The following is a 21,007-nucleotide window of genomic DNA, read 5'->3' on the forward strand; positions in this document are numbered from 1 at the left end:
CAAAAAAAGCCTCGTCATTTCTGACGAGGCTTCTTAATGTGGTCGGTGAAGAGGGATTCGAACCCCCGACCCTCTGGTCCCAAACCAGATGCGCTACCAAACTGCGCTATTCACCGAGAATGGGGTGGCTAACGAGACTTGAACTCGCGACAACCGGAATCACAATCCGGGGCTCTACCAACTGAGCTATAGCCACCATCAAATTGTCATGTTTACCGCGTTGACGCCATAAACTAAAATATGGTCGGTGAAGAGGGATTCGAACCCCCGACCCTCTGGTCCCAAACCAGATGCGCTACCAAACTGCGCTATTCACCGAGAAATGGGGTGGCTAACGAGACTTGAACTCGCGACAACCGGAATCACAATCCGGGGCTCTACCAACTGAGCTATAGCCACCACTATATTTTGTACCGATAAACATCCTCCGGGATGAAATGGCGCGCCCGAAAGGATTCGAACCTTCGACCTTTGGCTCCGGAGGCCAACGCTCTATCCAGCTGAGCTACGGGCGCATGCCCTATCGGCGGAGTGGAATAATACGTATATCACACTATGCCGTCTAGTACTTTTTTAACTTTTTTTACCGTTTGACGCCTTTTTGGGCAATTAAACACTGAATGTCCGACGTTGACGATGTGACACACCCCCTGAAGCTGATAACTTGTTGTTTAATGCAACAAGTTATCGGGATATAATCACCCAATATTTACATTGATTTAACAGCATCTAACGCTGTAGATCAAACCCACTCTAATAATCAGGTAAGCACGCACTTACCTTCAGGAATGTAAAGTGAGTTTAATGGATATGTCTCGAAAAATTATCATTGCCTTGGTCGCTGCGTTCACTTTTTCTGGTGCCTCTTTTGCAGCAAGCGTCAGCCAAGAAAACCACGATGTCATCGCAGAGCGCATCAAACCTGTCGGTGACGTGTATCTGGCGGGCAGCGAGCCTGTGGTTGAGAAACCAAGTGGCCCACGTGACGGCGCGACCGTTTACGGCACCTTCTGTATCGCCTGTCACGCCTCTGGCGTCAGTGGCGCACCCAAGACCGGTAATGCGGCAGACTGGGGTCCGCGTATCGCGCAAGGAAAAGACGTGTTGAAAGATCACGCGATCAACGGCTTTAACGCCATGCCACCGCGCGGGACCTGTATGGACTGTAGCGATGACGAAATCGTTGCCGCCATCGAGCACATGATCGAAGGCCTGTAACCGGCATCGAGAAAAAAGGCTTGCCAGTGGCAAGCCTTTTTTGATCGTTATTTCTTGTTAAACATGGCACGTAAGTTGGCAATGTGTGCCTGGCCTTTAGCCATGCGCTCTTCCTGGGAGACCGGTTTTTTCGTCTGCTCCCACTCCACATCGTCGTACGGCAGTTCATCGAGAAAGCGGCTTTGCGTCGGTTTAATCAACTCACCGAACTGACGGCGTTCACGGCACATGGTAAACGTCAACTCGCGCTGTGCCCGGGTGATGCCCACGTACATCAGGCGGCGTTCTTCCTCAACATTGTCTTCGTCAATGCTGGTCTGATGCGGCAAAATGCCCTCTTCTGAACCAATCAAATAGACGTACGGAAACTCCAGACCTTTGGAGGCGTGCAGTGTCATCAGTTGCACCGCGTCACTGTCGTCATCTTCTTCACCTCGCTCCATCATGTCGCGTAGTGTCAGGCGCTGAACCACCTCTTTGAGGGTCTTCTCTTCCTGATCGTAATTATCGCCTTCCAGATCAGAAACAATCCACGAATAGAGATCCGAGACATTTTTCATCCGCATCTCGGCCGCTTTCGGACTGGCAGACGTCTCGTACAACCAGTCTTCGTAATTGATGTCGCGTACCAGGGAACGGACCGCTTCGACGGTGTCTCCCCGCTCGGCCTGATCGCCGATTTTCACCAGCCAGTGAGTGAAACGGCGCAGAGTCTCCAACCCGCGACCACTGAGGTGTTGTTCAAGTCCGATTTCAAAACTGGCCTCGAACAAACTTTTGCCCCGCATGTTGGCGTAACTGCCAAGCTTCTCCATCGTCACCGGGCCGATTTCCCGTTTGGGCGTGTTAACGATGCGCAGAAACGCGTTGTCATCATCCGGATTCACCAGCACCCGCAGATACGCCATGATGTCTTTGATTTCAGCTCGGGCAAAAAACGACGTGCCGCCGGACAACTTGTATGGCACTCGGTTTTGCATCAATGACTTTTCAATCAGGCGCGACTGGTGATTACCGCGGTACAAAATCGCATAGTCACGGTAATCGGTGCGGTTAAGAAATTTGTGCGCAATCAGCTCACCAGTGATCCGTTCCGCTTCGTGCTCTTCATTCTTGGCCAACAGGACTTTGAGTTTTTCACCGTCCGGAATTTCAGAAAACAGAGATTTTTCATACACGTGCGGATTGTTGGCAATCAGAATGTTGGCCGCGCGCAAAATCCGGCTGGTCGAGCGGTAGTTCTGCTCAAGCTTGATCAGACGCAGGTTGGGGTAATCTTCACCAAGCAGTACCAGGTTCTGTGGCTTGGCGCCACGCCAGGAGTAAATCGACTGATCGTCGTCGCCCACCACCGTCAGACGCCCGCGCTCACCGACCAGCAGTTTCACCAGTTCGTACTGACTGGTGTTGGTGTCCTGATATTCGTCCACCAGCAGGTAGCGAATCCGGTTCTGCCAGCGCTGACGCACGTCCTGATTATGACGCAGCAACAATACCGGCATCAGGATCAGGTCATCGAAATCAAGGGCGTTATACGCCTGCATCTGCTTTTGATACATCTCGAAACAAAATGCAAACAGCTGCTGCTGTTCCCCCTGGGCATGCGCCTTGGCTTGCTCCGGCGTCAGCATGTCGTTTTTCCAATTGGAAATCGTACTCATCAGTTGACGCAGCAAATCTTTGTCGCCGTCGAGCTGCTTCTCGGTCAACTCTTTCAACAGCGCCAACTGGTCCTGATCATCAAACAGGGAGAAGCCAGCTTTCAGCCCGAGGGTTTTGTACTCACGGCGAATGATATTCAGCCCGAGCGTGTGGAACGTCGACACCATCAGGCCACGCGATTCCGCTTTGCCCAAGGTCTGCCCCACCCGCTCTTTCATTTCTCGCGCCGCTTTATTGGTGAAGGTCACCGCCGCAATATTGCGCGCTTTGTAGCCACACTGCTGAACCAGGTAGGCAATTTTGTTGGTGATCACACGTGTTTTGCCCGAGCCGGCGCCGGCCAGCACCAGGCACGGACCCGACACATATTTCACCGCTTCATCTTGTCTTGGGTTCAGCTTCATCGTCAGCTCAATTCAGTAAAAAAACAGGGCGACTATAATAATGCTGCAATGGCATGATTGCTATTGTCTCTGCAATAAGATTTTTTACGTCGATTCACAATACTTGGTTGCATAACTGCCTGCAATGTGAGCTATAATGAATGAACGTTCATTCATTGGTGGTGGGATTTATGACCAGTAACACTAGTGTAGATAAACGTGAGCAGATACTCCTGGCCGCGGAAGCCCTGATTGCAGAATCCGGTTTTCAGGGGCTATCGATGCACCGGCTGGCAACCGAAGCCGGCGTCGCTGCAGGCACGATCTACCGTTATTTCTCGGATAAAGAGCATCTCCTCGATGAGGTACGTTTACATGTTACGCAACGCATAGCCAATGAAGTGCAGGCTGGTGTCTCTGATGATATGCCGCTGAAACAGCGCTATCGAACGATGTGGCTCAACATCTGGAATCTGGCCGGTTCTAATCTGGATATTCTGAAAAACCGGGTTCAGTACGAATCGTTGCCCTCTTCACAGTGCTGCGCACGTAAAGAAGTGGAGCGGGAAATGTTTGACAAGGTTTACCGGCTTTTCGAAGAAGGGAAACAAACCGGCCTGTTTAAACCTCTGGCTCATGAGGTGCTATCCGGCCTGAGCTTTGAAGCCAGCGTTGCGTTGGCACGAAAACACGCTTTGGGATTTTATCAGCTGGACGATGACGCACTTGAAGCGGCCATTGAAGCCAGCTGGGATGCAATAATTAAACACTAACTTGGAGTTCTCATAAGAATGAAAAAGTGGACTTTCTTTATGATACTGATCGTCATACTGCTGTTTGGCAGTGTGATAGGTGTCAACATGTTCAAGCAACAGAAGATTGCCGAATTCATGGCCAATCGGCCTGAGCCTGAATTTCCGGTCACCGCGATGGAAGTCAAAGCCGTCGACTGGGTACCGGTGATTGAAGCGATCGGCTTTATCGAGCCGAATCAGGGGGTGACCATTTCGAACGAAACCGCCGGCATTGTTGATCAAATCACTTTCGAGTCCGGCACTCAGGTTGAATCGGGCCAACCACTGGTCCTGCTCGACTCTGATGTGGAAAAAGCCAACCTGAAGAGCTCGCAGGCGCGCCTGCCAGCGGCCAAAGCCAAATACGAACGTTACCGTGGGCTGTACAAAAAAGGCTCCATTTCCAAAGAAGCGTTTGATGAAGCCGAAGCAAACTACTACTCACTGTCGGCAGACATCGAGTCGCTGAAAGCCACCATTGACCGCCGTGAAATCAAAGCGCCATTTGCTGGTGTGGTTGGTATCCGTAACGTGTATTTGGGTGAGTACCTGCAAACCGGTACCGAGATTGTGCGCCTGGAAGACACCAGCGTGATGCGTCTGCGCTTCACCGTGCCTCAGCGCGATATCTCTCGTATTAGTTTGAAGCAGGAAGTCGATATATTTGTCGATGCTTACCCGGATCAGCCATTCAAAGGGGCGATCACTGCGATTGAGCCTGCCGTCAGCGTGCAGAGCGGTCTGATTCAGGTTCAGGCAGACATCCCGAACAGCGACGGTAAACTGCGCAGCGGTATGTTTGCCCGCGCGCACATCATCCTGCCAAAGCTGGCAAACCAGGTGACGCTGCCGCAAACTGCCATCACTTTCACGCTTTACGGCAACAATGTTTACGTGATCACGGATAAAGATGGTGAGAAACGCGTTCAGCAACACGTGGTAAAAGTGGGTGAACGCACCAAAGACATCGCTCACATTCTTGAAGGCGTGAAACCGGGTGATACGGTGGTGACCACAGGTCAGGTACGTTTGAGTAACGGTGCTAAAGTGCGCATCGTCGAAAGCGATGCCACCACCACACCAGCTGAAACACCAATGCTGTAAGCGAGGGACACATGCGCTTTACTGATGTTTTCATTAAACGTCCGGTTTTAGCGGTATCGATCAGCTTTTTGATAGCCCTGCTCGGTTTGCAGGCGGTATTCAAAATGCAGGTGCGGGAATACCCTGAAATGACGAATACGGTGGTGACGGTCACCACCAGCTACTACGGCGCCAGTGCCGACCTGATCCAGGGCTTTATTACCCAGCCTTTGGAACAGGCCGTCGCCCAGGCAGACAACATTGACTACATGACGTCGCAATCGGTGTTGGGTCAGTCGACCATTACGGTCAACATGAAACTCAATACCGATCCGAACGCCGCGCTGTCCGACGTCCTGGCAAAAACCAACTCGGTACGTTCTCAGTTGCCCAAAGAGGCAGAAGACCCGACGGTTACCATGTCGACCGGTTCGACTACTGCGGTGCTGTACATCGGCTTTACCAGCCCTGAGCTGAACTCAAGCCAGATCACCGACTATCTGGAACGGGTGATCAACCCTCAGCTGTACGCCGTGAACGGTATCTCGAGCATCGACTTGTACGGCGGGCTTAAGTACGCCCTGCGCGTATGGTTGGACCCGGCTAAAATGGCGGCGCTCGATCTGACCGCCACCGATGTGATGTCGATTCTGAACGCCAACAACTACCAGTCGGCGACGGGTCAGTCGGTCGGTGAATTCGTGTTGTACAACGGCAGCGCCGATACTCAGGTGTCGAACGCCGACGAGCTGAAAGCTCTGGTGGTCAAAACCGAAGACAACGGCACGGTGATCCGCCTGGGTGACATTGCCAAAGTCATGCTGGCGAAAAGCCACGACACCTACCGCGCCAGTGCCAATGGCCGGGAAGCGGTAGTGGCAGCGATCAACGCGGCGCCAAGCGCCAACCCGATCAACATCGCTGCGGACGTGATGAAGCTGTTGCCGGATCTGAAGAAAAACATGCCGAGCAACATCGAGATGAACGTGCTGTATGACTCAACGATTGCGATCAACGAGTCGATCCACGAGGTAATCAAAACCATCGTGGAAGCGGCGATCATCGTACTGGTGGTGATCACCCTGTTCCTGGGGTCATTCCGGGCGGTCATCATCCCGATCGTCACCATTCCGCTGTCGCTGATTGGTGTGGCCATGGTCATGCAGGCAATGGGTTTCTCCTGGAACCTGATGACGCTGCTGGCAATGGTTCTGGCCATCGGTTTGGTGGTGGACGATGCAATCGTGGTACTGGAGAACGTCGACCGGCACATTAAAGAAGGCGAATCGCCGTTCCGCGCTGCCATCATAGGGACACGTGAAATCGCGGTTCCGGTTATCGCCATGACCCTGACGCTGGGCGCGGTATACGCCCCGATCGCGCTGATGGGCGGTATCACCGGCTCGTTGTTCAAAGAGTTTGCCCTGACTCTGGCCGGTTCGGTGTTTGTTTCCGGTATCATCGCGTTGACCCTGTCTCCGATGATGTGTTCGAAAATGCTTAAAGCCAATGAACAACCGGGCAAATTCGAGCAGAAAGTGCACCACTTACTGGATCGCATGACCAACCGTTACGAGCGCATGCTGCGTGCAGTGATGCAACACCGTCCGGTGGTGATCGCATTTGCAATCATCGTGTTCGGCAGTCTGCCGGTGCTGTTCAAGTTCATTCCAAGTGAACTGGCACCATCGGAAGACAAAGGGGTGATCATGCTGATGGGTACCGGCCAGTCCAACGCGAACCTGGACTATCTGGCCAACACCATGGCGGACGTGAACCGTATTCTGTCGGATCAGAAAGAAGTTCAGTTTGCTCAGGTGTTTACCGGTGTTCCGAACTCCAACCAGGCGCTGGGGATTGCCTCGATGGTGCCTTGGAGCCAGCGTGAAGCGAGCCAGGCTGATGTGACCAACCGCGTTGGTGGTCTGGTGAAAGACATCCCGGGCATGTCGGTCACCGCGTTCCAGATGCCAGAACTGCCCGGCGCGGGCTCCGGTCTGCCGATCCAATTTGTCATCACCACGCCGAACGCGTTTGAAAGCCTGTTCACCATCGCCACCGACGTACTGGCCGAAGTGAACCAGAACGCCATGTTTGTCTACTCGGACCTGGATCTGAACTACGACTCCGCGACGATGAAAATCAACATCGACAAGGACAAAGCCGGTGCGTACGGCGTGACCATGCAAGACATCGGGGTCACTCTGGGGACGATGATGGCCGACGGTTACGTAAACCGTATCGACCTCAACGGCCGTTCGTACGAAGTGATCCCTCAGGTTGAACGTAAGTGGCGCCTGAACCCGGAATCGATGAACAACTACTACGTGCGCGCGGCGGATGGTAAAGCAATCCCGCTTGGCAGCCTGATCACCATTGATGTGATTGCTGAACCTCGTTCACTGCCGCACTTTAACCAGCTGAACTCCGCCACCATAGGCACAGTTCCGGCGCCGGGTACGGCAATGGGAGACGCGATCAACTGGTTTGAGAACATCGCAGAAACCAAGCTGCCACGCGGCTACAACCACGATTACATGGGTGAAGCCCGTCAATACGTGACTGAAGGCAGCGCCCTGTACGCCACCTTTGGTCTGGCTCTGGCGGTGATCTTCCTGGTACTGGCGATTCAATTTGAATCCGTCAAAGACCCGCTGGTGATCATGGTGTCGGTACCGCTGGCTATTTGTGGGGCACTGATTGCGCTGGCATGGGGGGCGTTCCTTGGCACAACGACCATGAACATCTACTCTCAGGTCGGGTTGATTACCCTGGTCGGTCTGATCACCAAACACGGTATTCTGATCTGTGAAGTGGCCAAGGAAGAACAGTTGCACAACAAACTGAGCCGCATTGACGCGGTCATGGAAGCGGCCAAAGTTCGTTTGCGTCCGATTCTGATGACCACGGCGGCGATGATTGCCGGCCTGATCCCATTGATGTACGCCACGGGCGCTGGGGCGCAGCAGCGCTTCAGCATCGGTATCGTCATCGTGGCTGGTCTGGCGCTGGGGACACTGTTTACCCTGTTCGTACTGCCAGTGATCTACAGCTATCTGGCGGAAAAACATAAGCCACTGCCGGTGTTTGTCGAGGACAAAGATCTGGAAAAGCTGGCACGGGTGGATGAGGCCAAAGCAGCTCAGCGCCAGCTGGCTGACAACAACCATTAATTCATCTGCTCGTTGACTCTATTTACAGGCCACTTCGGTGGCCTTTTTTTATTGTGCTCGCTTTTTTACGCCAAACAGGGCGACTTTCCCAGTCCAATTACATAAAATAATCTCAAACGGACAGGAGTTATGACACATGTTTGATCCCAAAAAATTAGAGCAAGTCGCGAAGCAGATTCACGACGCCATGCCACAGCCGGTCAAAGACCTCGGCGCCGATGTGGACCAGAAGGTACGCCAGGTGATCCAGGGCCAGTTAAACAAACTGGACGTGGTCAGCCGCGAAGAGTTTGATGTCCAGACTCAAGTGCTGCTGCGCACGCGCCAGAAGCTGACCGAGATGGAGCAAAAACTGGCCGAGATTGAGCAGAAGCTGGCGGACAAAGAACAGTAATTCTGCCGCCTGCACGCTCTGACGCAGACAAAGAAAAAGGCTTGCCCATTCGGAGCAAGCCTTTTGTTTTAGTTAAGGTTGTGTTTGCTTGTTGTATTTATTGACCCCGATCTGTGCGGAGTGCATCTGGGGAGAACGTGTCGCCACCCTCCCCCCGATCTCTTGTCGGAGGCGACTTAGCCACCAACCGCAATGCGTTTCATGTCGGTCATGTAACCACGCAGCTCTTCACCGATGTACTCCACCGGGTGATTGCGGATCGCATCGTTCACGGCGATAAGCGTGGCGTTATCCACGTGGTTGGAAACCTCACCAAGCCCCTGACCAATCACGTCCGTGCCGACCGATGGCATGAACTGTTCACGCAGCAGCGGCGTGGCCACATTGGCAAATAAGTAGTTGCCGTATTCTGCCGTATCAGAAATCACCACGTTCATTTCATACAAGCGCTTACGTGCAATGGTGTTGGCAATCAGTGGCAGCTCGTGCAGCGACTCATAGTACGCTGACTCGTCAATGATGCCTGAAGCGGTCATGGCTTCAAACGCCAGCTCAACCCCGGCTCGCACCATGGCGATCATCAGGATGCCGTTGTCGAAGTATTCCTGCTCAGAAATCTCAACGTCGGATTCCGGGTAGTTTTCAAACGCCGTTTCACCGGTTTCTGCACGCCAGCCCAGCAGGTTCACGTCGTCGTTCGCCCAGTCAGCCATCATGGTGCTGGAGAAATGCCCGGTGATGATGTCATCCATGTGTTTGTTGTACAGCGGACGCATCAGCTCTTTCAGCTGCTCAGACAGCTCAAATGCCTTGACTTTGGCCGGGTTCGACAGGCGATCCATCATGTGCGTGATGCCACCGAACTTAAGCGCTTCCGTGATGGTTTCCCAACCGTATTGCAGCAGTTTACCGGCGTAACCGGCGTCAATGCCTTCCGCAATCATCTTCTCGTAGCAGACGATGGAACCGGCCTGCAGCATGCCACACAAAATGGTTTGCTCACCCATCAGATCCGATTTCACTTCCGCCACGAACGACGATTCCAGACAGCCTGCGCGATGGCCACCGGTTGCAGCTGCCCAGGCTTTAGCGATATCCCAGCCTTCGCCTTTCGGGTCATTTTCCGGGTGCACCGCGATCAGAGTCGGAACACCAAAGCCGCGTTTGTATTCTTCACGTACTTCGGTACCCGGACATTTTGGTGCCACCATCACGACCGTCAGGTCTGGACGAATTTGCATGCCCTCTTCCACAACGTTAAAGCCGTGGGAGTAACCCAGTGCCGCCCCTTCTTTCATCAGGGGCATCACCGTTTCTACTACATTGGTGTGCTGTTTGTCCGGGGTCAGATTTATCACCAGATCCGCTTGCGGGATCAGGGTTTCGTAGCTGCCGACTTCAAAGCCGTTATCTTTGGCATTTTTGTATGACTGACGTTGCTCGTCGATCGCCGCCTGGCGCAGCGCATAAGCGACGTTCAGACCCGAATCACGCATGTTCAGGCCCTGATTCAGGCCCTGAGCACCACAACCAACAATCACCACTTTCTTGCCTTTGAGGTAATCCGCCTCCGTCGCAAATTCACTGCGATCCATAAAACGACAACGACCAAGCTGGTCCAACTGCTCACGCAGGTTCAAAGTATTGAAATAGTTAGCCATGGGGCTCTCCTTTAATCATTCGTCCTAGAAAGGTCAGCGCTGACTCGCTGAATGATTTCATACTAAAGCAGACATCAAATTGCTTAAAGTGATATATTCACAATTAGTTATTGCAAATAATGCAACAGAAAGTGACCTATTCATGAACACCAAACACCTGCAGATGTTCATTCATCTGTGTGACAGTAAAAGTTTCAGCAAAACGGCATCGGCGATGCACATCAGCCCGTCGGCACTGAGCCGTCAGATCCAGAAGCTGGAAGACGAAACCGGTCAGAGCCTATTTCTGCGTGACAATCGCAGTGTCGATCTCACTCCGGCCGGCAAGCGTCTGCTGCCGGTGGCGCTGAAAATCCTCAACGACTGGCAACAGTACAGCGCGCAGCTGAGCGGCCATGAAGCAGAGCTGAAAGGGGAAATCCGTCTCTATTGTTCGGTCACGGCCAGCTACAGCCACTTACCGGAACTGCTTTCCGAGCTGCGCCTGCAACACCCTTTGATTGAATTTAAACTCTCGACCGGCGACCCGGCGCAGGCCATAGACAAGATACTCAACGATGAAGCCGACATCGCCATCTCAGCCAAGCCGGATCAACTGCCTGCGCGGCTGGAGTTTGAGACCATCAGCGAAGTCCCCCTGTCGGTGATTGCACCGATTGGCGTCAGCAGCTTTGCGGAGCAGTTGCAACAGGAGTCACCCGACTGGGATTCGATTCCGTTCATCATCCCCGAAGCCGGTACGGCCCGTGAGCGGGCCAACGCCTGGTTTAAAGCGATGCGGATCCGGCCGAACATTTACGCGCAAGTCTCCGGCCATGAAGCGATCGTCAGCATGGTGGCGCTCGGTTGTGGTGTGGGTATCGCGCCGGATGTGGTGATCAATAACAGCCCGGTCAGAGAAAAAATTCAGCGCCTGAAAGTCGAGCCGATCAAGCCCTTTACCCTTGGCGTGTGCTGCAAGCGATCGCAGTTGGATAATCCGCTCATCAAAGCGTTATGGACCGTGGCCGAAGGAAAATTTATTGCCCCTTAACCGGCGCCGGATCAATACAAACAAGCCACGCAGTTGCGTGGCTTGTTTCAGGAAGCGGGGTTAAATCACCCGGGAAAACTGCTGCTGGCGCGCTTTCTTCCGCAAGTATTTATCAAAACACATGCAGATATTGCGGATCAGCAGCCGGCCACGCAGAGTAACGCGAATTTCCCGCTCATCCACTTCCACCAGCTGATCGTCGATGAAGGTCTGCAACAGCGTCAGATCTTCGTCGAAATAACGGTTGAAACGCACACCAAACTGGCGTTCGATCTGATGTTTATCGAGACGGAAGTTACAGATCAACTGCTTAATGACCTCCCGGCGTAACAGATCGTCGCTGTCCAGCGCGACCCCTTTCCACAGCGCATGGCGCTGTTCACTGACCTGAGCGTAGTAGTGTTTGAGTTCTTTCTGGTTCTGGGCATAAACGTCCCCGACCATGGAGATCGCCGACACACCAAAACCGACCAGATCACAGTCGCCCTGTGTGGTGTAACCCTGGAAATTGCGGTGCAGTACGCCATTGCGCTGCGCCACCGCCAGCTCATCGTCCGGACGAGCAAAATGGTCCATGCCGATGAACTGATAACCGGCCCCGGTCAGGGTCGCAATCGTGTCCTGGAGGATCGCCATTTTCTCTTCTGCCGGTGGCAAGTCCTGATCCTTGATTTTGCGTTGAGCAGCGAACAGCTGCGGCATGTGCGCGTAGTTAAATACCGACAACCGGCCCGGCGCCATCGCCAGCACCTGTTTCAGTGTGTCGGCAAACGTGGCTTGCGTCTGTTTCGGCAGGCCATAAATCAGATCCAAGTTGGTCGAACGAAAACCCAGTTGTTTGGCACGCGCCACCATGGCAACAATAAAATCTTCATCCTGCTCACGATTGACCAGCTTCTGCACTTCCTTGTTGAAGTCCTGCACGCCAATACTGAGACGGTTAAAGCCTTCATTACGCAAATGGTCCAGCATCGTGAGTTCGATTTCACGCGGATCCACTTCGATGCTGATCTCCGCGTCGGCACTGAAATGAAATTCATCACGCAGCAGATTCATCACGCGACTGATTTGCGCTTCCGAGAGAAAAGTCGGTGTCCCGCCGCCAAAATGCAGCTGCGTCACTGTACGTCCCTGCAGCAAACCTGCACGAGTACGGATCTCCAGTTCCAGCACGTCCAGGTATTCATCGGCTTTGTGCGAGTGACGGGTGATCACTTTATTGCAGCCGCAGTAGTAACACAGTTTGTGGCAAAACGGGATGTGGATGTACAGCGACAGCGGTCGCTCAGGGTACTGAGTGCACGCCATGTCGTAATCGGCAATCGTGAACGCCTCGTGAAACTCCAGGGCGGTCGGGTATGAGGTATAGCGCGGTCCGGAATAGTTGTACTTCTCGAGTACGGCTTGGTCCCACACAATTTGCTGGCTGGCTACGACTTGCTGCGACATGGTGCTATTTTCCGTTCAGGCCCTCACGGGCGTTGCTTCTTTGACGGGCTATTTTGCCACACCGGAATGACAGACACCGGGTAGCAAAAGAGGTTTCTGGTATAAAATTTCAGAACTTGCTAGCTCGATCACTCACCCTTAAGTGTAGTGTGATCGAGCTAGCATGCGTTCGGTTCAGATCATCTGAATGTTGATCTGATTGTTCAGGGGCTGAACGTTTTTATGCAGCGTTTTCAGCTCTTCAACGATGGCATCGTTGAGACGAGATTCGGCTTTCTGGCGCGTCAGATTCTGTTGCATACGCTCTTTCTTCGCCAGTTGTTGACGATCGTCACCGCGCGCCATGTCTTTGACAATGTAGTACAACTCAGAAATCGCCGGATAGGTCTGATCAAAATCGACCCGGTCATCACCCTGGACATAGTCCATGATGCAGTAGACACGAATGCTGATTTCCGACAAATCGCACTGGCCCTGAATACCGGCCAGACACAATGTCTGAACATTATCAAAAATATTGGCGTTGCGTTTCTGAATCGCCAAAGCCTGGTGTTGCTGCTGCAACTCCTTTTGCTTCTTCAGTTGGAGCAGAAGGTAACCCGCGTACGAGGCTAAGCCGAGAATAATGATTCCACCCGCAATGGCCAGTAAGGTTACGTTCATCACTGTTTACTATCCTTTAAAATCGTTCAGATCCAGGTCTTCAAACTGAGACAACAGATCGTCGTCGGAACTGGCGCGACGCGGCGATTTTTTCGCTACGGGTGCCGGTTCGGACTCCGGCTCGCTGGCCAGATCGTCATCCGTCTCGTCGTACAGACCGAGTTGCTTCATCAGTGCCTCGATGCGATCGAGTTTTTCGTTCACGTACTTTTGCAGGCCAGCGCCCAGCTTTTCGCCATTGTCCAGACGTTCCAGCAATACGTTCAGTTGCGCATCGTTCTCCAGCATAGCCAGTTCCTGCTCAGCAGACAGGCGACGCTGAGTTTTGCTCTGCTTCTTCGGCGCTTCCACCACCAGTGGAATTTTCTTCTGGCTGCCTAAACGCGGATCACGTTGTTGCGCAGCCTGGCGCATTTGCTGCTCTTTGGCTTCCGAGTTACGGTTACCGGTTTTCAGCCCTTTGCGCTTTTTATCTCGTTTACGCAGACGGCCTTCGACGTCTGACTGAGTGCGGTTACGGACGACAACGACGTCGGTATTTCCGCCTGATCTTGCTTTTTTCTTGCGACTCATTACTGGGGTTTCCTCAGTAAAATTACATCTTTGCCTATAAATTCCAGCTTGAGCTGATCCCGCTCTGCCAGATACCGGAACGTTTGACGACTAAAAAACACCACATGGGTCGGGTCATTTTTATAGTGCCATCCGGCAAACGCCTCTACGTCGATAACCATCTTGGTCATCAGACCAATCCAGCCACCTGGCTTAACCAAATTCAACCATTGTTGCCACACCTGATCGGGCCGGTATAAGTGCTCGATGACTTCCGTGGCGGTCATAAAATCGTAACGATGCTCCAACACGCCGCTATCCGGGTGGTAATAGAGATCGTACAGACTGACTTTGTGCCCCTGCTCTTCGAGCATCAGCGACAAAGTCGGCCCCGGACCGCAACCAAAATCGAGCCCGTGCGACTGCGGCGCCAGGCGCTCTTGCAGCGGCTGCGCTATCCGCGACAAAAAGTGCCGATAGCCTTGGTCCGACGGATCGTTCTCATGCAGATCATAGTGAGCTTTTTCTGCCTTTGCATCCAATCGCTGAGATGGATCAACAAAAACCAGTGCGCAGCGCTGACACTGAAGATAGGCGCGGCGTGAGTCTTGAAAATAAAACTCAATCTCTGGGCTGTGGCATAAAGGGCAATCGTGCATGCGGTCATCCTCAAACAGGGATGCGCAACATACCAGAAACTGCGATCAGAGTGGAGCACTATTGGGTGTTTTCTCACCAGTTTGGCGAAAAAAATCCGAGAACCGGTGACAACAGAGATAAAAAAAGCGACAGGTAACCCCGTCGCTTTCTAAATGCCATCAAGTGGCGAAACTGTGTTGCACCCATTCCGGTGCACCAATATTCCTTTTGTTTTTCGTGCTTTCCCTGCGCAAAAGTGTCGTTTTTCACCATCCTGATGAATTTTGGCTTTCCTTTTGCTACTTCCTGTCTGTACCTGGGCTCATCCTGAGCCTGATCCGTTTCACTGTCTAAACCATTAGACGAGGTGACCATCCCTATCGGGTAAGCGTCCTGGCTTACCTGAATCCTTTCTCTTTCGAGCGGACATCCATGGCCCGCATCCTTGAAGACCTGCTTGGTCTGATATCCTGTGGCCAGCTCCCTGCTGACGGAACTACTGTACCTCAGCCGTTTAGACCTGCAAGAGCGCAAACACAAAAAATAAGATTCTTTGTCGCCTTTTAAACTGAGTTCATTTAAATCAATCAGTTATGAAAGATCGTGTTACATTTTTCCCGACAAGTATGGCGGATCTCTTACACAAACAGCAGACAGTCGCGAAGCAAGGCAGCCAGTAGCGATGTGATCTTGGTCAAAAAAACAAACCGCCCCGGTCGAGGACCGGGGCGGTTTGTTATAACCGTTGCTCGAGCGAATCAGGCTTAGTGCAGACCACCAACGTATTTAGACAGTGTCTCGATATCGTCGTCAGTCAGCTTTTTCGCGATGTCACGCATCATGCCGTTCATGTCGTTATTGCGGTCGCCATCACGGAATTTTTGCAGCTGAGCTTTGATGTAGTCAGCATGCTGACCAGAAATTTTAGGGAAACCTGAAAGCTCAGTACCGTTGCCGCGCGGGCCATGACAAGCGATACACGCGGTCAAACCACGTTCAGCATCGCCAGCGGTGTAAAGGGCTTGGCCGTTTTTCACCACGTTTTCCGGTGTTGTATTACCTGAAATGGGCAGAGAAGCGTAGTATGCCGCCAAGTCCGCCATGTCTTCTTCGGTCAATGGCATCGCCATACCACTCATTACCGGATCGTAACGGCCTTGTTTACCAGCACTTGTCATACCTAACTTAAGGTCCTTCAACTGCTTCTCAATGTATTTGGCGTGTTGGCCTGCAAGTTTAGGGTACATTGCAAGTTGACTATTGCCGTCCGCTCCATGACAGGCAACACACGTTTGGGATTTTGCTTTACCAGCTTCGATGCTGCCTTGGGCTAATACACTGCAGCTGGCTAAAAGACTCAAGATTAGCGCTAATTTCTTCATGACATTCCATTATAATTATCAAGCTTCCAGTACCACTCTGCGTTGCCACTCATGGTACAATAGGCGACCTTATGCCGAGCACGGTTATTTTACACATTTTCACAAAAAAGTAATCAATCGACTACACAAAGTCGAGATGGAGTTAACAGTGAGCGTAAAAATTCATTACCAAAACACGCATTTCATCACGAGTGCACCTGATATTCGTCATCTGCCAGAAGATGAAGGCATCGAGGTTGCGTTCGCCGGTCGCTCCAATGCGGGCAAATCCAGTTCTCTTAACCGTCTGACCAACCAAAAAAGCCTGGCAAAAACCAGTAAAACCCCCGGCCGGACACAGTTAATCAACCTGTTTAAGGTGACCGAAGGCTGTCATATCGTCGACCTGCCGGGCTACGGCTTTGCTCAGGTGCCACTCGAAATGAAGAAAAAGTGGCAGAAGTCACTCGGAGAATATCTGCAAAAACGTCAGTGCCTGAAAGGTCTGGTGGTACTGATGGACATCCGTCACCCGATGAAAGATCTCGATCAGCAATTGATTTACTGGGCCGTTGACTGTCAAATCCCGGTGCTGGTGCTGTTAACCAAAGCCGATAAGCTAAAAAGTGGCGCACGCAAAGCTCAGGTACTGAAAATTCGTGAAGCGGCGATGGCCTTTGGTGGCGACGTCAAAGTGGACGCTTTCTCGTCGCTCAAAGGTATCGGAGTCGATATTCTGCGTAACAAATTGGATGAGTGGTTTGCGCCCGCGCTGGCACTGCAGTTGGAAGAAGCGGCGCCCGACGATGAGCAGGGAGAAGCGCCAGCAGATGAACAGGCCGACTGAGCGTGTCCTAACCCGTTTCCAGCCCTGCCACTCGGTGGGGCTTTTTCTTACCTGTTTGTTGATCGCCTGGCCCCAGAAATAAAAATCCCCACCATCCTGGCGGGGCAACGGGAGAGAAATAGGAGGTAATTATTATTATGTGACTAAGGATTCACTAAAGCCGGCGATTTTTCAACCGTGCAATTTTACACTTCAACCTCTCCTTATTTGCCTCAAAGACTCAAAGTAAGATCATGATAATCTTATAGTTAGTATCTTTAGATTGCTCATTTCGCGCCGAAATGCGGTATTAGTTTTCTTTCTGAAATAACAAAACTGTGATTGGTGATAAATTACAAAATTGTGGTTTATTACCGATCATTTCGTGACGGAAGTATCCGCGAATGAAGCAATGGACGCTGAGTCGTCTTGGCGCAGTGAAGGTGGGAGTGGTGCTCTGGCGTTGGCCCAATAAAAAACGCCCCAGTCAAATACTGACTGGGGCGGCTGAATCAGCCTAATCCAATAACGTGAAACAAAAGGTCTGAAAGATAGAACATCTTACCTCTGTACCCTACGCCGCTTAATGTACAACAATTGGTCAGAAATGAAAACTCTTTTTGTAGTTTTTTTTCATTAAATTTTTATTAAGCAACATACGAGTATCCAGGGCCAAGTCTTTTTTAGAGACAAAAAAAAGCCAGTGTTTGTGCACTGGCTCATATATTTTCAGACATTCAGCACAAAAAGTGGTTAGTGCGCTTGATCCCAGTTGTCACCATGGCCCGCTTCAGCAACCAGAGGTACATCCAACTGCGCGGCCGACTCCATCAATTGTTGTACTTTACTTTCAATTTCGGACAAAGATGACTCTTCCACTTCGAACACCAGTTCATCGTGTACCTGCATTAACAGTTTCACGCGTCCCTGGCCTTCCTGCTCAATCCAATCAGCCACCAGCAACATGGCTTTTTTGATGATGTCCGCCGCCGTACCCTGCATCGGTGCATTGATCGCCGCACGCTCAGCCGCCTTGCGACGCATACCGTTTCGTGAAGTGATCTCCGGCAGATGCAACCGGCGGCCAAAGATAGTCTCAACGTAGCCCTGATCCGCCGCCGTACTGCGGGTGTCTTCCATATATTGCATCACTCCCGGGTAGCGCTCAAAGTAGGTGTCCATGTACTGCTGCGCTTCACCACGCGGAATGCCCAGCTGTTTAGCCAGACCAAACGCACTCATGCCGTAAATCAGGCCAAAATTGACCGCTTTGGCGCGGCGGCGTTGTTCACTGGTCACGTCTTCGATGTTGACCCCAATGATCTCCGCCGCGGTCGCCGCGTGGATATCTTTACCTTGCTGGAATGCTTCCAGTAGCGCTTTGTCGCCCGACAGATGAGCCATAATCCGCAATTCAATCTGCGAGTAGTCGACCGCCATGATTTTGTAGCCGTGCGGCGCCACAAACGCCTGACGGATCCGGCGCCCTTCCTCATTACGGATTGGAATGTTCTGCAAGTTCGGATCGGTTGAAGATAGACGCCCTGTCGCGGTTACCGCCTGATGGTAAGAAGTATGCACTCGGCCCGTTTCAGGGTTAATCATCTTCGGCAGTTTATCGGTATAGGTGGATTTGAGTTTGGCCAGGCCGCGGTATTCCAGGATCAGTTTTGGTAGTGGGTAATCGAGCGCCAGCTCCTGCAACACTTCTTCATTGGTCGACGGTGTGCCTGATGGTGTCTTCTTAACAACAGGTAAACCCATTTTCTCAAATAACAGCGCTTGCAACTGCTTAGGCGAGTTCATATTGAACTCCTGCTCAGCCACGTCGTAAGCTTGCTTCTCCAACTCGTCGAGACGCAGCGCAATTTCCTGAGACTGGGCAGCCAGCTTCATGTCATCGATCAACACCCCGGTGCGCTCAATACGTGACAGTACCGGCACCAGAGGCATCTCAATCTCGCGGTAGACACTGGCCAGCTTGTCGTCCTGTTCAATATTGGCGATCAGACGCTGATGCAAACGCAAGGTTACGTCGGCATCTTCTGCGGCGTAAGGCGCGGCTTGTTCGAGATCGATTTGATTGAACGTCAGTTGATTCTTACCTTTCCCGGCAATCTGCTCAAAGGAAATGCAGCTGTGCTGCAAAAAGCGCAGTGCCAGGCTGTCCATATCGTGCTTGCCACCAACGCTGTTGAGTACGTAAGACTCCAGCATGGTGTCGTGCTCAATGCCCTTCATCTCAATACCGTAACGCGCCAACACGCTGGCGTCGTACTTGAGGTTCTGCCCCACTTTCGCCTGGTTGTCGTCTTCCAGAATCGGTTTCAGTTGCGCCAGTACCCAATCACGATCCAGTTGCTCGGGTGCATCCAGATAATCGTGCGCCACCGGCACATACGCCGCAACTCCGGCTTGCGTCGCAAACGACACCCCAACCAGGTTAGCGACCATGTAATCCAGGCTGTCGGTTTCGGTATCAAAGGCAAACACCTCTGCCGCTTTGAGTTGCTCCAGCCAAGTCTGGAAGCTGCTCTCATCAAGAATGGTCTCGTAATGGCTGCGATCTATGGTCACTGCCGAAGTGTCCAGTGCCGCCTGAGCTGCGCCCCCGCTGCGGCTGCTGGTGCCGGCCTGCTCATCCGCCTGAATCACCGGACTGCTGCCGTCCAACAGCTCATTCAGCCAGGATTTGAACGCCAATTGGCTGTAGAGTTGTACCAGCTTATCAACATCCGGCTGCGCTTTTGTCAGTGACTGAGGGGTTTCTTCCAGTTCAACGTCCAGCTTGATGGTCGCCAGCTCATAAGACAGGTAAGCGTTGTCTTTGTTCTCAACCAGCTTTTTGGCCATGGTTTTCGAGCCACGAAAACCCAGCGCCGCAATGTCATCCAGTTGCTCGTAGAGGCGATTCAATCCGCCGATTCCCTGTAACAGAGCGGTGGCCGTTTTATCGCCCACGCCCGGCACACCCGGAATGTTGTCCACTTTATCGCCCATCAGCGCCAGATAATCGATGATCAGTTCCGGTGGAATACCAAACTTTTCCACCACGCCTTCACGATCCATCACTACATTGGTCATGGTGTTGATCAACGTCACGTTGTCATCGACCAACTGCGCCATGTCTTTGTCACCGGTACTGATCAACACAGGCATGCCCGCCTGAGACGCCTGATGCGCCAGCGTGCCGATCACGTCATCGGCTTCCACCCCGGGGATCACGATCAAAGGCAATCCCATTGCACGAATCACCTCATGCAAAGGTTCTATTTGGCAACGCAGATCGTCTGGCATTGGCGGACGGTTGGCTTTGTATTCCGGATACATATCATCACGGAAGGTTTTGCCTTTGGCATCAAACACCACCGCGATGCGATCCGAGGAGAACTGGCGCATCATGCTGCGCAGCATGTTGACCACGCCATACACCGCGTTGGTCGGGATCTCACCATTGCTCATCGTGCCCGGATAGGCATGAAACGCGCGATAAAGGTACGAAGAGCCGTCGATAAGAATCAACGGATTATCAGGAATACTGGCCATAATTTAGAGTATCCAAACATAAGCGTAAAAAGATCTGCTTAGGATGCCATGACTGCCGGGATGAATCCATTTTAACTCGGTGAACCTTACTCACACATTTGCTTAACGATCCAGCGCCACCACGCCCCATCTGTGGATAACTCTGTTTATATTATTTATCCACTGGTTTTTTTTTATCACTCAAACTGTCTTAATCTAAATTTAATACTATGAATATTAACGAAAAATAAGAAGATCGATCCCCTCACCCACGATCCTCACACGATCTTCGCTTGTGGAAAAGACCCTTGGTGCCCTTTTGCCCACCTCATCCGGACTGCGCTCAAATAACGGGCATAAAAAAAGCGACATCCTAAGATGTCGCCTAGCAAAAAGGGGTCAAAGCTTTCTTCATTAAGAATGGTCATGCTTTGCCATAAAGCTATAAATTACACTGGAAGCAATGTGAGCAATGTCGTGTCAAAAAGAATGCGTGCAAGCTCAGAAAGTGCTGTCTCATCACCTTTCAACCCAAAGTTAAGCGGTAAATCAACGTCCTTGTGAACTTTCCTCATTCCCTAAGACGAGATT

At 52.1% G+C, this 21,007-nt stretch carries 16 protein-coding genes and 5 tRNA genes; 7 read left to right on the top strand and 14 right to left on the bottom strand.

The window, feature by feature from the left end:
- Nucleotides 1-39: 39 nt before the first annotated feature.
- From CAG64_RS09025 to CAG64_RS09045, 5 genes are all read right to left on the bottom strand, one after another.
- Nucleotides 40-116, bottom strand: a tRNA-Pro gene (locus CAG64_RS09025).
- A 4-nt stretch (nt 117-120) separates the two neighbouring features.
- Nucleotides 121-196: transfer RNA gene (locus CAG64_RS09030), tRNA-His, on the bottom strand.
- Between the two features lie 45 nt (nt 197-241).
- A tRNA-Pro gene (locus CAG64_RS09035) sits at nt 242-318 on the bottom strand.
- 5 nt (nt 319-323) lie between these two features.
- Nucleotides 324-399 (bottom strand) — tRNA-His (locus tag CAG64_RS09040).
- 39 nt (nt 400-438) lie between these two features.
- Nucleotides 439-515 (bottom strand) — tRNA-Arg (locus CAG64_RS09045).
- A gap of 289 nt (nt 516-804) precedes the next feature.
- Between CAG64_RS09045 and CAG64_RS09050 the strand changes: the two genes are divergently transcribed.
- Complete coding sequence (locus CAG64_RS09050; protein WP_040903228.1) at nt 805-1,218, top strand: c-type cytochrome; 414 nt, start codon at nt 805-807, stop codon at nt 1,216-1,218.
- Between the two features lie 47 nt (nt 1,219-1,265).
- Here CAG64_RS09050 and rep read toward each other — a convergent pair whose 3' ends face one another.
- Nucleotides 1,266-3,284: a DNA helicase Rep gene (rep, locus tag CAG64_RS09055; RefSeq protein ID WP_161452873.1), complete on the bottom strand. Its 2,019-nt coding sequence runs from the start codon at nt 3,282-3,284 to the stop codon at nt 1,266-1,268.
- A gap of 170 nt (nt 3,285-3,454) precedes the next feature.
- On the opposite strand from rep, the gene CAG64_RS09060 reads away from it, so the two are divergent.
- From CAG64_RS09060 to ubiK, 4 genes are all read left to right on the top strand, one after another.
- A complete protein-coding gene (locus CAG64_RS09060; protein WP_156008765.1) occupies nt 3,455-4,036 on the top strand; it encodes a TetR/AcrR family transcriptional regulator in 582 nt (193 codons plus the stop codon).
- An 18-nt stretch (nt 4,037-4,054) separates the two neighbouring features.
- Nucleotides 4,055-5,161, top strand: a complete 1,107-nt coding sequence (locus CAG64_RS09065) for an efflux RND transporter periplasmic adaptor subunit (protein ID WP_021707267.1) — start codon at nt 4,055-4,057, stop codon at nt 5,159-5,161.
- 11 nt (nt 5,162-5,172) lie between these two features.
- On the top strand, nt 5,173-8,313 hold the full coding sequence (locus CAG64_RS09070) for a multidrug efflux RND transporter permease subunit (RefSeq protein ID WP_021707268.1): 3,141 nt from the start codon (nt 5,173-5,175) through the stop codon (nt 8,311-8,313).
- A 136-nt stretch (nt 8,314-8,449) separates the two neighbouring features.
- Nucleotides 8,450-8,707 carry a ubiquinone biosynthesis accessory factor UbiK gene (ubiK, locus tag CAG64_RS09075; protein ID WP_021707269.1) on the top strand — a complete coding sequence of 86 codons (258 nt, stop codon included), beginning with the start codon at nt 8,450-8,452 and terminating at the stop codon, nt 8,705-8,707.
- 176 nt (nt 8,708-8,883) lie between these two features.
- On the opposite strand, the gene ilvC is transcribed toward ubiK, so the two are convergent.
- Nucleotides 8,884-10,368, bottom strand: a complete 1,485-nt coding sequence (gene ilvC, locus CAG64_RS09080; protein WP_161457491.1) for a ketol-acid reductoisomerase — start codon at nt 10,366-10,368, stop codon at nt 8,884-8,886.
- A gap of 142 nt (nt 10,369-10,510) precedes the next feature.
- Here ilvC and ilvY point away from each other — a divergent pair, with 142 nt between their 5' ends.
- Nucleotides 10,511-11,401, top strand: coding sequence for an HTH-type transcriptional activator IlvY (ilvY, locus tag CAG64_RS09085; RefSeq protein WP_161457492.1), 891 nt, complete (start codon nt 10,511-10,513; stop codon nt 11,399-11,401).
- Nucleotides 11,402-11,461: 60 nt separating this feature from the next.
- Here the strand turns inward: ilvY and hemN are convergent, their stop codons facing one another.
- From hemN to CAG64_RS09110, 5 genes are all read right to left on the bottom strand, one after another.
- Nucleotides 11,462-12,850, bottom strand: a complete 1,389-nt coding sequence (hemN, locus tag CAG64_RS09090) for an oxygen-independent coproporphyrinogen III oxidase (protein WP_161454275.1) — start codon at nt 12,848-12,850, stop codon at nt 11,462-11,464.
- A gap of 174 nt (nt 12,851-13,024) precedes the next feature.
- Entirely contained in the window at nt 13,025-13,513 is a 489-nt protein-coding gene (locus CAG64_RS09095) for a DUF2489 domain-containing protein (protein WP_161457518.1), read from the bottom strand.
- Between the two features lie 9 nt (nt 13,514-13,522).
- Nucleotides 13,523-14,086, bottom strand: a complete 564-nt coding sequence (gene yihI / locus CAG64_RS09100; RefSeq protein ID WP_161457493.1) for a Der GTPase-activating protein YihI — start codon at nt 14,084-14,086, stop codon at nt 13,523-13,525.
- A complete protein-coding gene (locus CAG64_RS09105) occupies nt 14,086-14,724 on the bottom strand; it encodes a class I SAM-dependent methyltransferase (RefSeq protein ID WP_021707275.1) in 639 nt (212 codons plus the stop codon). Before CAG64_RS09105 ends, yihI begins: the two co-directional genes overlap by 1 nt.
- Before the next feature lie 744 nt (nt 14,725-15,468).
- Nucleotides 15,469-16,086, bottom strand: a complete 618-nt coding sequence (locus tag CAG64_RS09110; RefSeq protein ID WP_021707276.1) for a c-type cytochrome — start codon at nt 16,084-16,086, stop codon at nt 15,469-15,471.
- Between the two features lie 148 nt (nt 16,087-16,234).
- Here CAG64_RS09110 and yihA point away from each other — a divergent pair, with 148 nt between their 5' ends.
- Nucleotides 16,235-16,912: a ribosome biogenesis GTP-binding protein YihA/YsxC gene (gene yihA, locus CAG64_RS09115; protein WP_021707277.1), complete on the top strand. Its 678-nt coding sequence runs from the start codon at nt 16,235-16,237 to the stop codon at nt 16,910-16,912.
- 491 nt (nt 16,913-17,403) lie between these two features.
- Here yihA and CAG64_RS24100 read toward each other — a convergent pair whose 3' ends face one another.
- Together CAG64_RS24100 and polA are read right to left on the bottom strand one after the other, a co-directional pair.
- A complete protein-coding gene (locus CAG64_RS24100; protein WP_438356636.1) occupies nt 17,404-17,451 on the bottom strand; it encodes a hypothetical protein in 48 nt (15 codons plus the stop codon).
- Between the two features lie 193 nt (nt 17,452-17,644).
- Nucleotides 17,645-20,437: a DNA polymerase I gene (gene polA / locus CAG64_RS09120; RefSeq protein ID WP_161454016.1), complete on the bottom strand. Its 2,793-nt coding sequence runs from the start codon at nt 20,435-20,437 to the stop codon at nt 17,645-17,647.
- Nucleotides 20,438-21,007: the final 570 nt, after the last annotated feature.

The sequence above is a fragment of the Vibrio sp. V38_P2S17PM301 genome (assembly GCF_009904845.1).
Taxonomy (GTDB): domain Bacteria; phylum Pseudomonadota; class Gammaproteobacteria; order Enterobacterales; family Vibrionaceae; genus Vibrio; species Vibrio proteolyticus.

What these genes read in the sequence shown, in the direction of transcription:
- CAG64_RS09095 (WP_161457518.1), bottom strand. Translation starts at nt 13,513, where the DNA reads ATGAACGTAACCTTACTGGCCATTGCGGGTGGAATCATTATTCTCGGC.
- CAG64_RS09070 (WP_021707268.1), top strand. Translation starts at nt 5,173, where the DNA reads ATGCGCTTTACTGATGTTTTCATTAAACGTCCGGTTTTAGCGGTATCG.
- ilvC (WP_161457491.1), bottom strand. Translation starts at nt 10,368, where the DNA reads ATGGCTAACTATTTCAATACTTTGAACCTGCGTGAGCAGTTGGACCAG.
- CAG64_RS09110 (WP_021707276.1), bottom strand. Translation starts at nt 16,086, where the DNA reads ATGAAGAAATTAGCGCTAATCTTGAGTCTTTTAGCCAGCTGCAGTGTA.
- ilvY (WP_161457492.1), top strand. Translation starts at nt 10,511, where the DNA reads ATGAACACCAAACACCTGCAGATGTTCATTCATCTGTGTGACAGTAAA.
- rep (WP_161452873.1), bottom strand. Translation starts at nt 3,284, where the DNA reads ATGAAGCTGAACCCAAGACAAGATGAAGCGGTGAAATATGTGTCGGGT.
- CAG64_RS09105 (WP_021707275.1), bottom strand. Translation starts at nt 14,724, where the DNA reads ATGCACGATTGCCCTTTATGCCACAGCCCAGAGATTGAGTTTTATTTT.
- CAG64_RS09065 (WP_021707267.1), top strand. Translation starts at nt 4,055, where the DNA reads ATGAAAAAGTGGACTTTCTTTATGATACTGATCGTCATACTGCTGTTT.
- CAG64_RS09050 (WP_040903228.1), top strand. Translation starts at nt 805, where the DNA reads ATGGATATGTCTCGAAAAATTATCATTGCCTTGGTCGCTGCGTTCACT.
- ubiK (WP_021707269.1), top strand. Translation starts at nt 8,450, where the DNA reads ATGTTTGATCCCAAAAAATTAGAGCAAGTCGCGAAGCAGATTCACGAC.
- yihI (WP_161457493.1), bottom strand. Translation starts at nt 14,086, where the DNA reads ATGAGTCGCAAGAAAAAAGCAAGATCAGGCGGAAATACCGACGTCGTT.
- hemN (WP_161454275.1), bottom strand. Translation starts at nt 12,850, where the DNA reads ATGTCGCAGCAAGTCGTAGCCAGCCAGCAAATTGTGTGGGACCAAGCC.
- CAG64_RS09060 (WP_156008765.1), top strand. Translation starts at nt 3,455, where the DNA reads ATGACCAGTAACACTAGTGTAGATAAACGTGAGCAGATACTCCTGGCC.
- polA (WP_161454016.1), bottom strand. Translation starts at nt 20,437, where the DNA reads ATGGCCAGTATTCCTGATAATCCGTTGATTCTTATCGACGGCTCTTCG.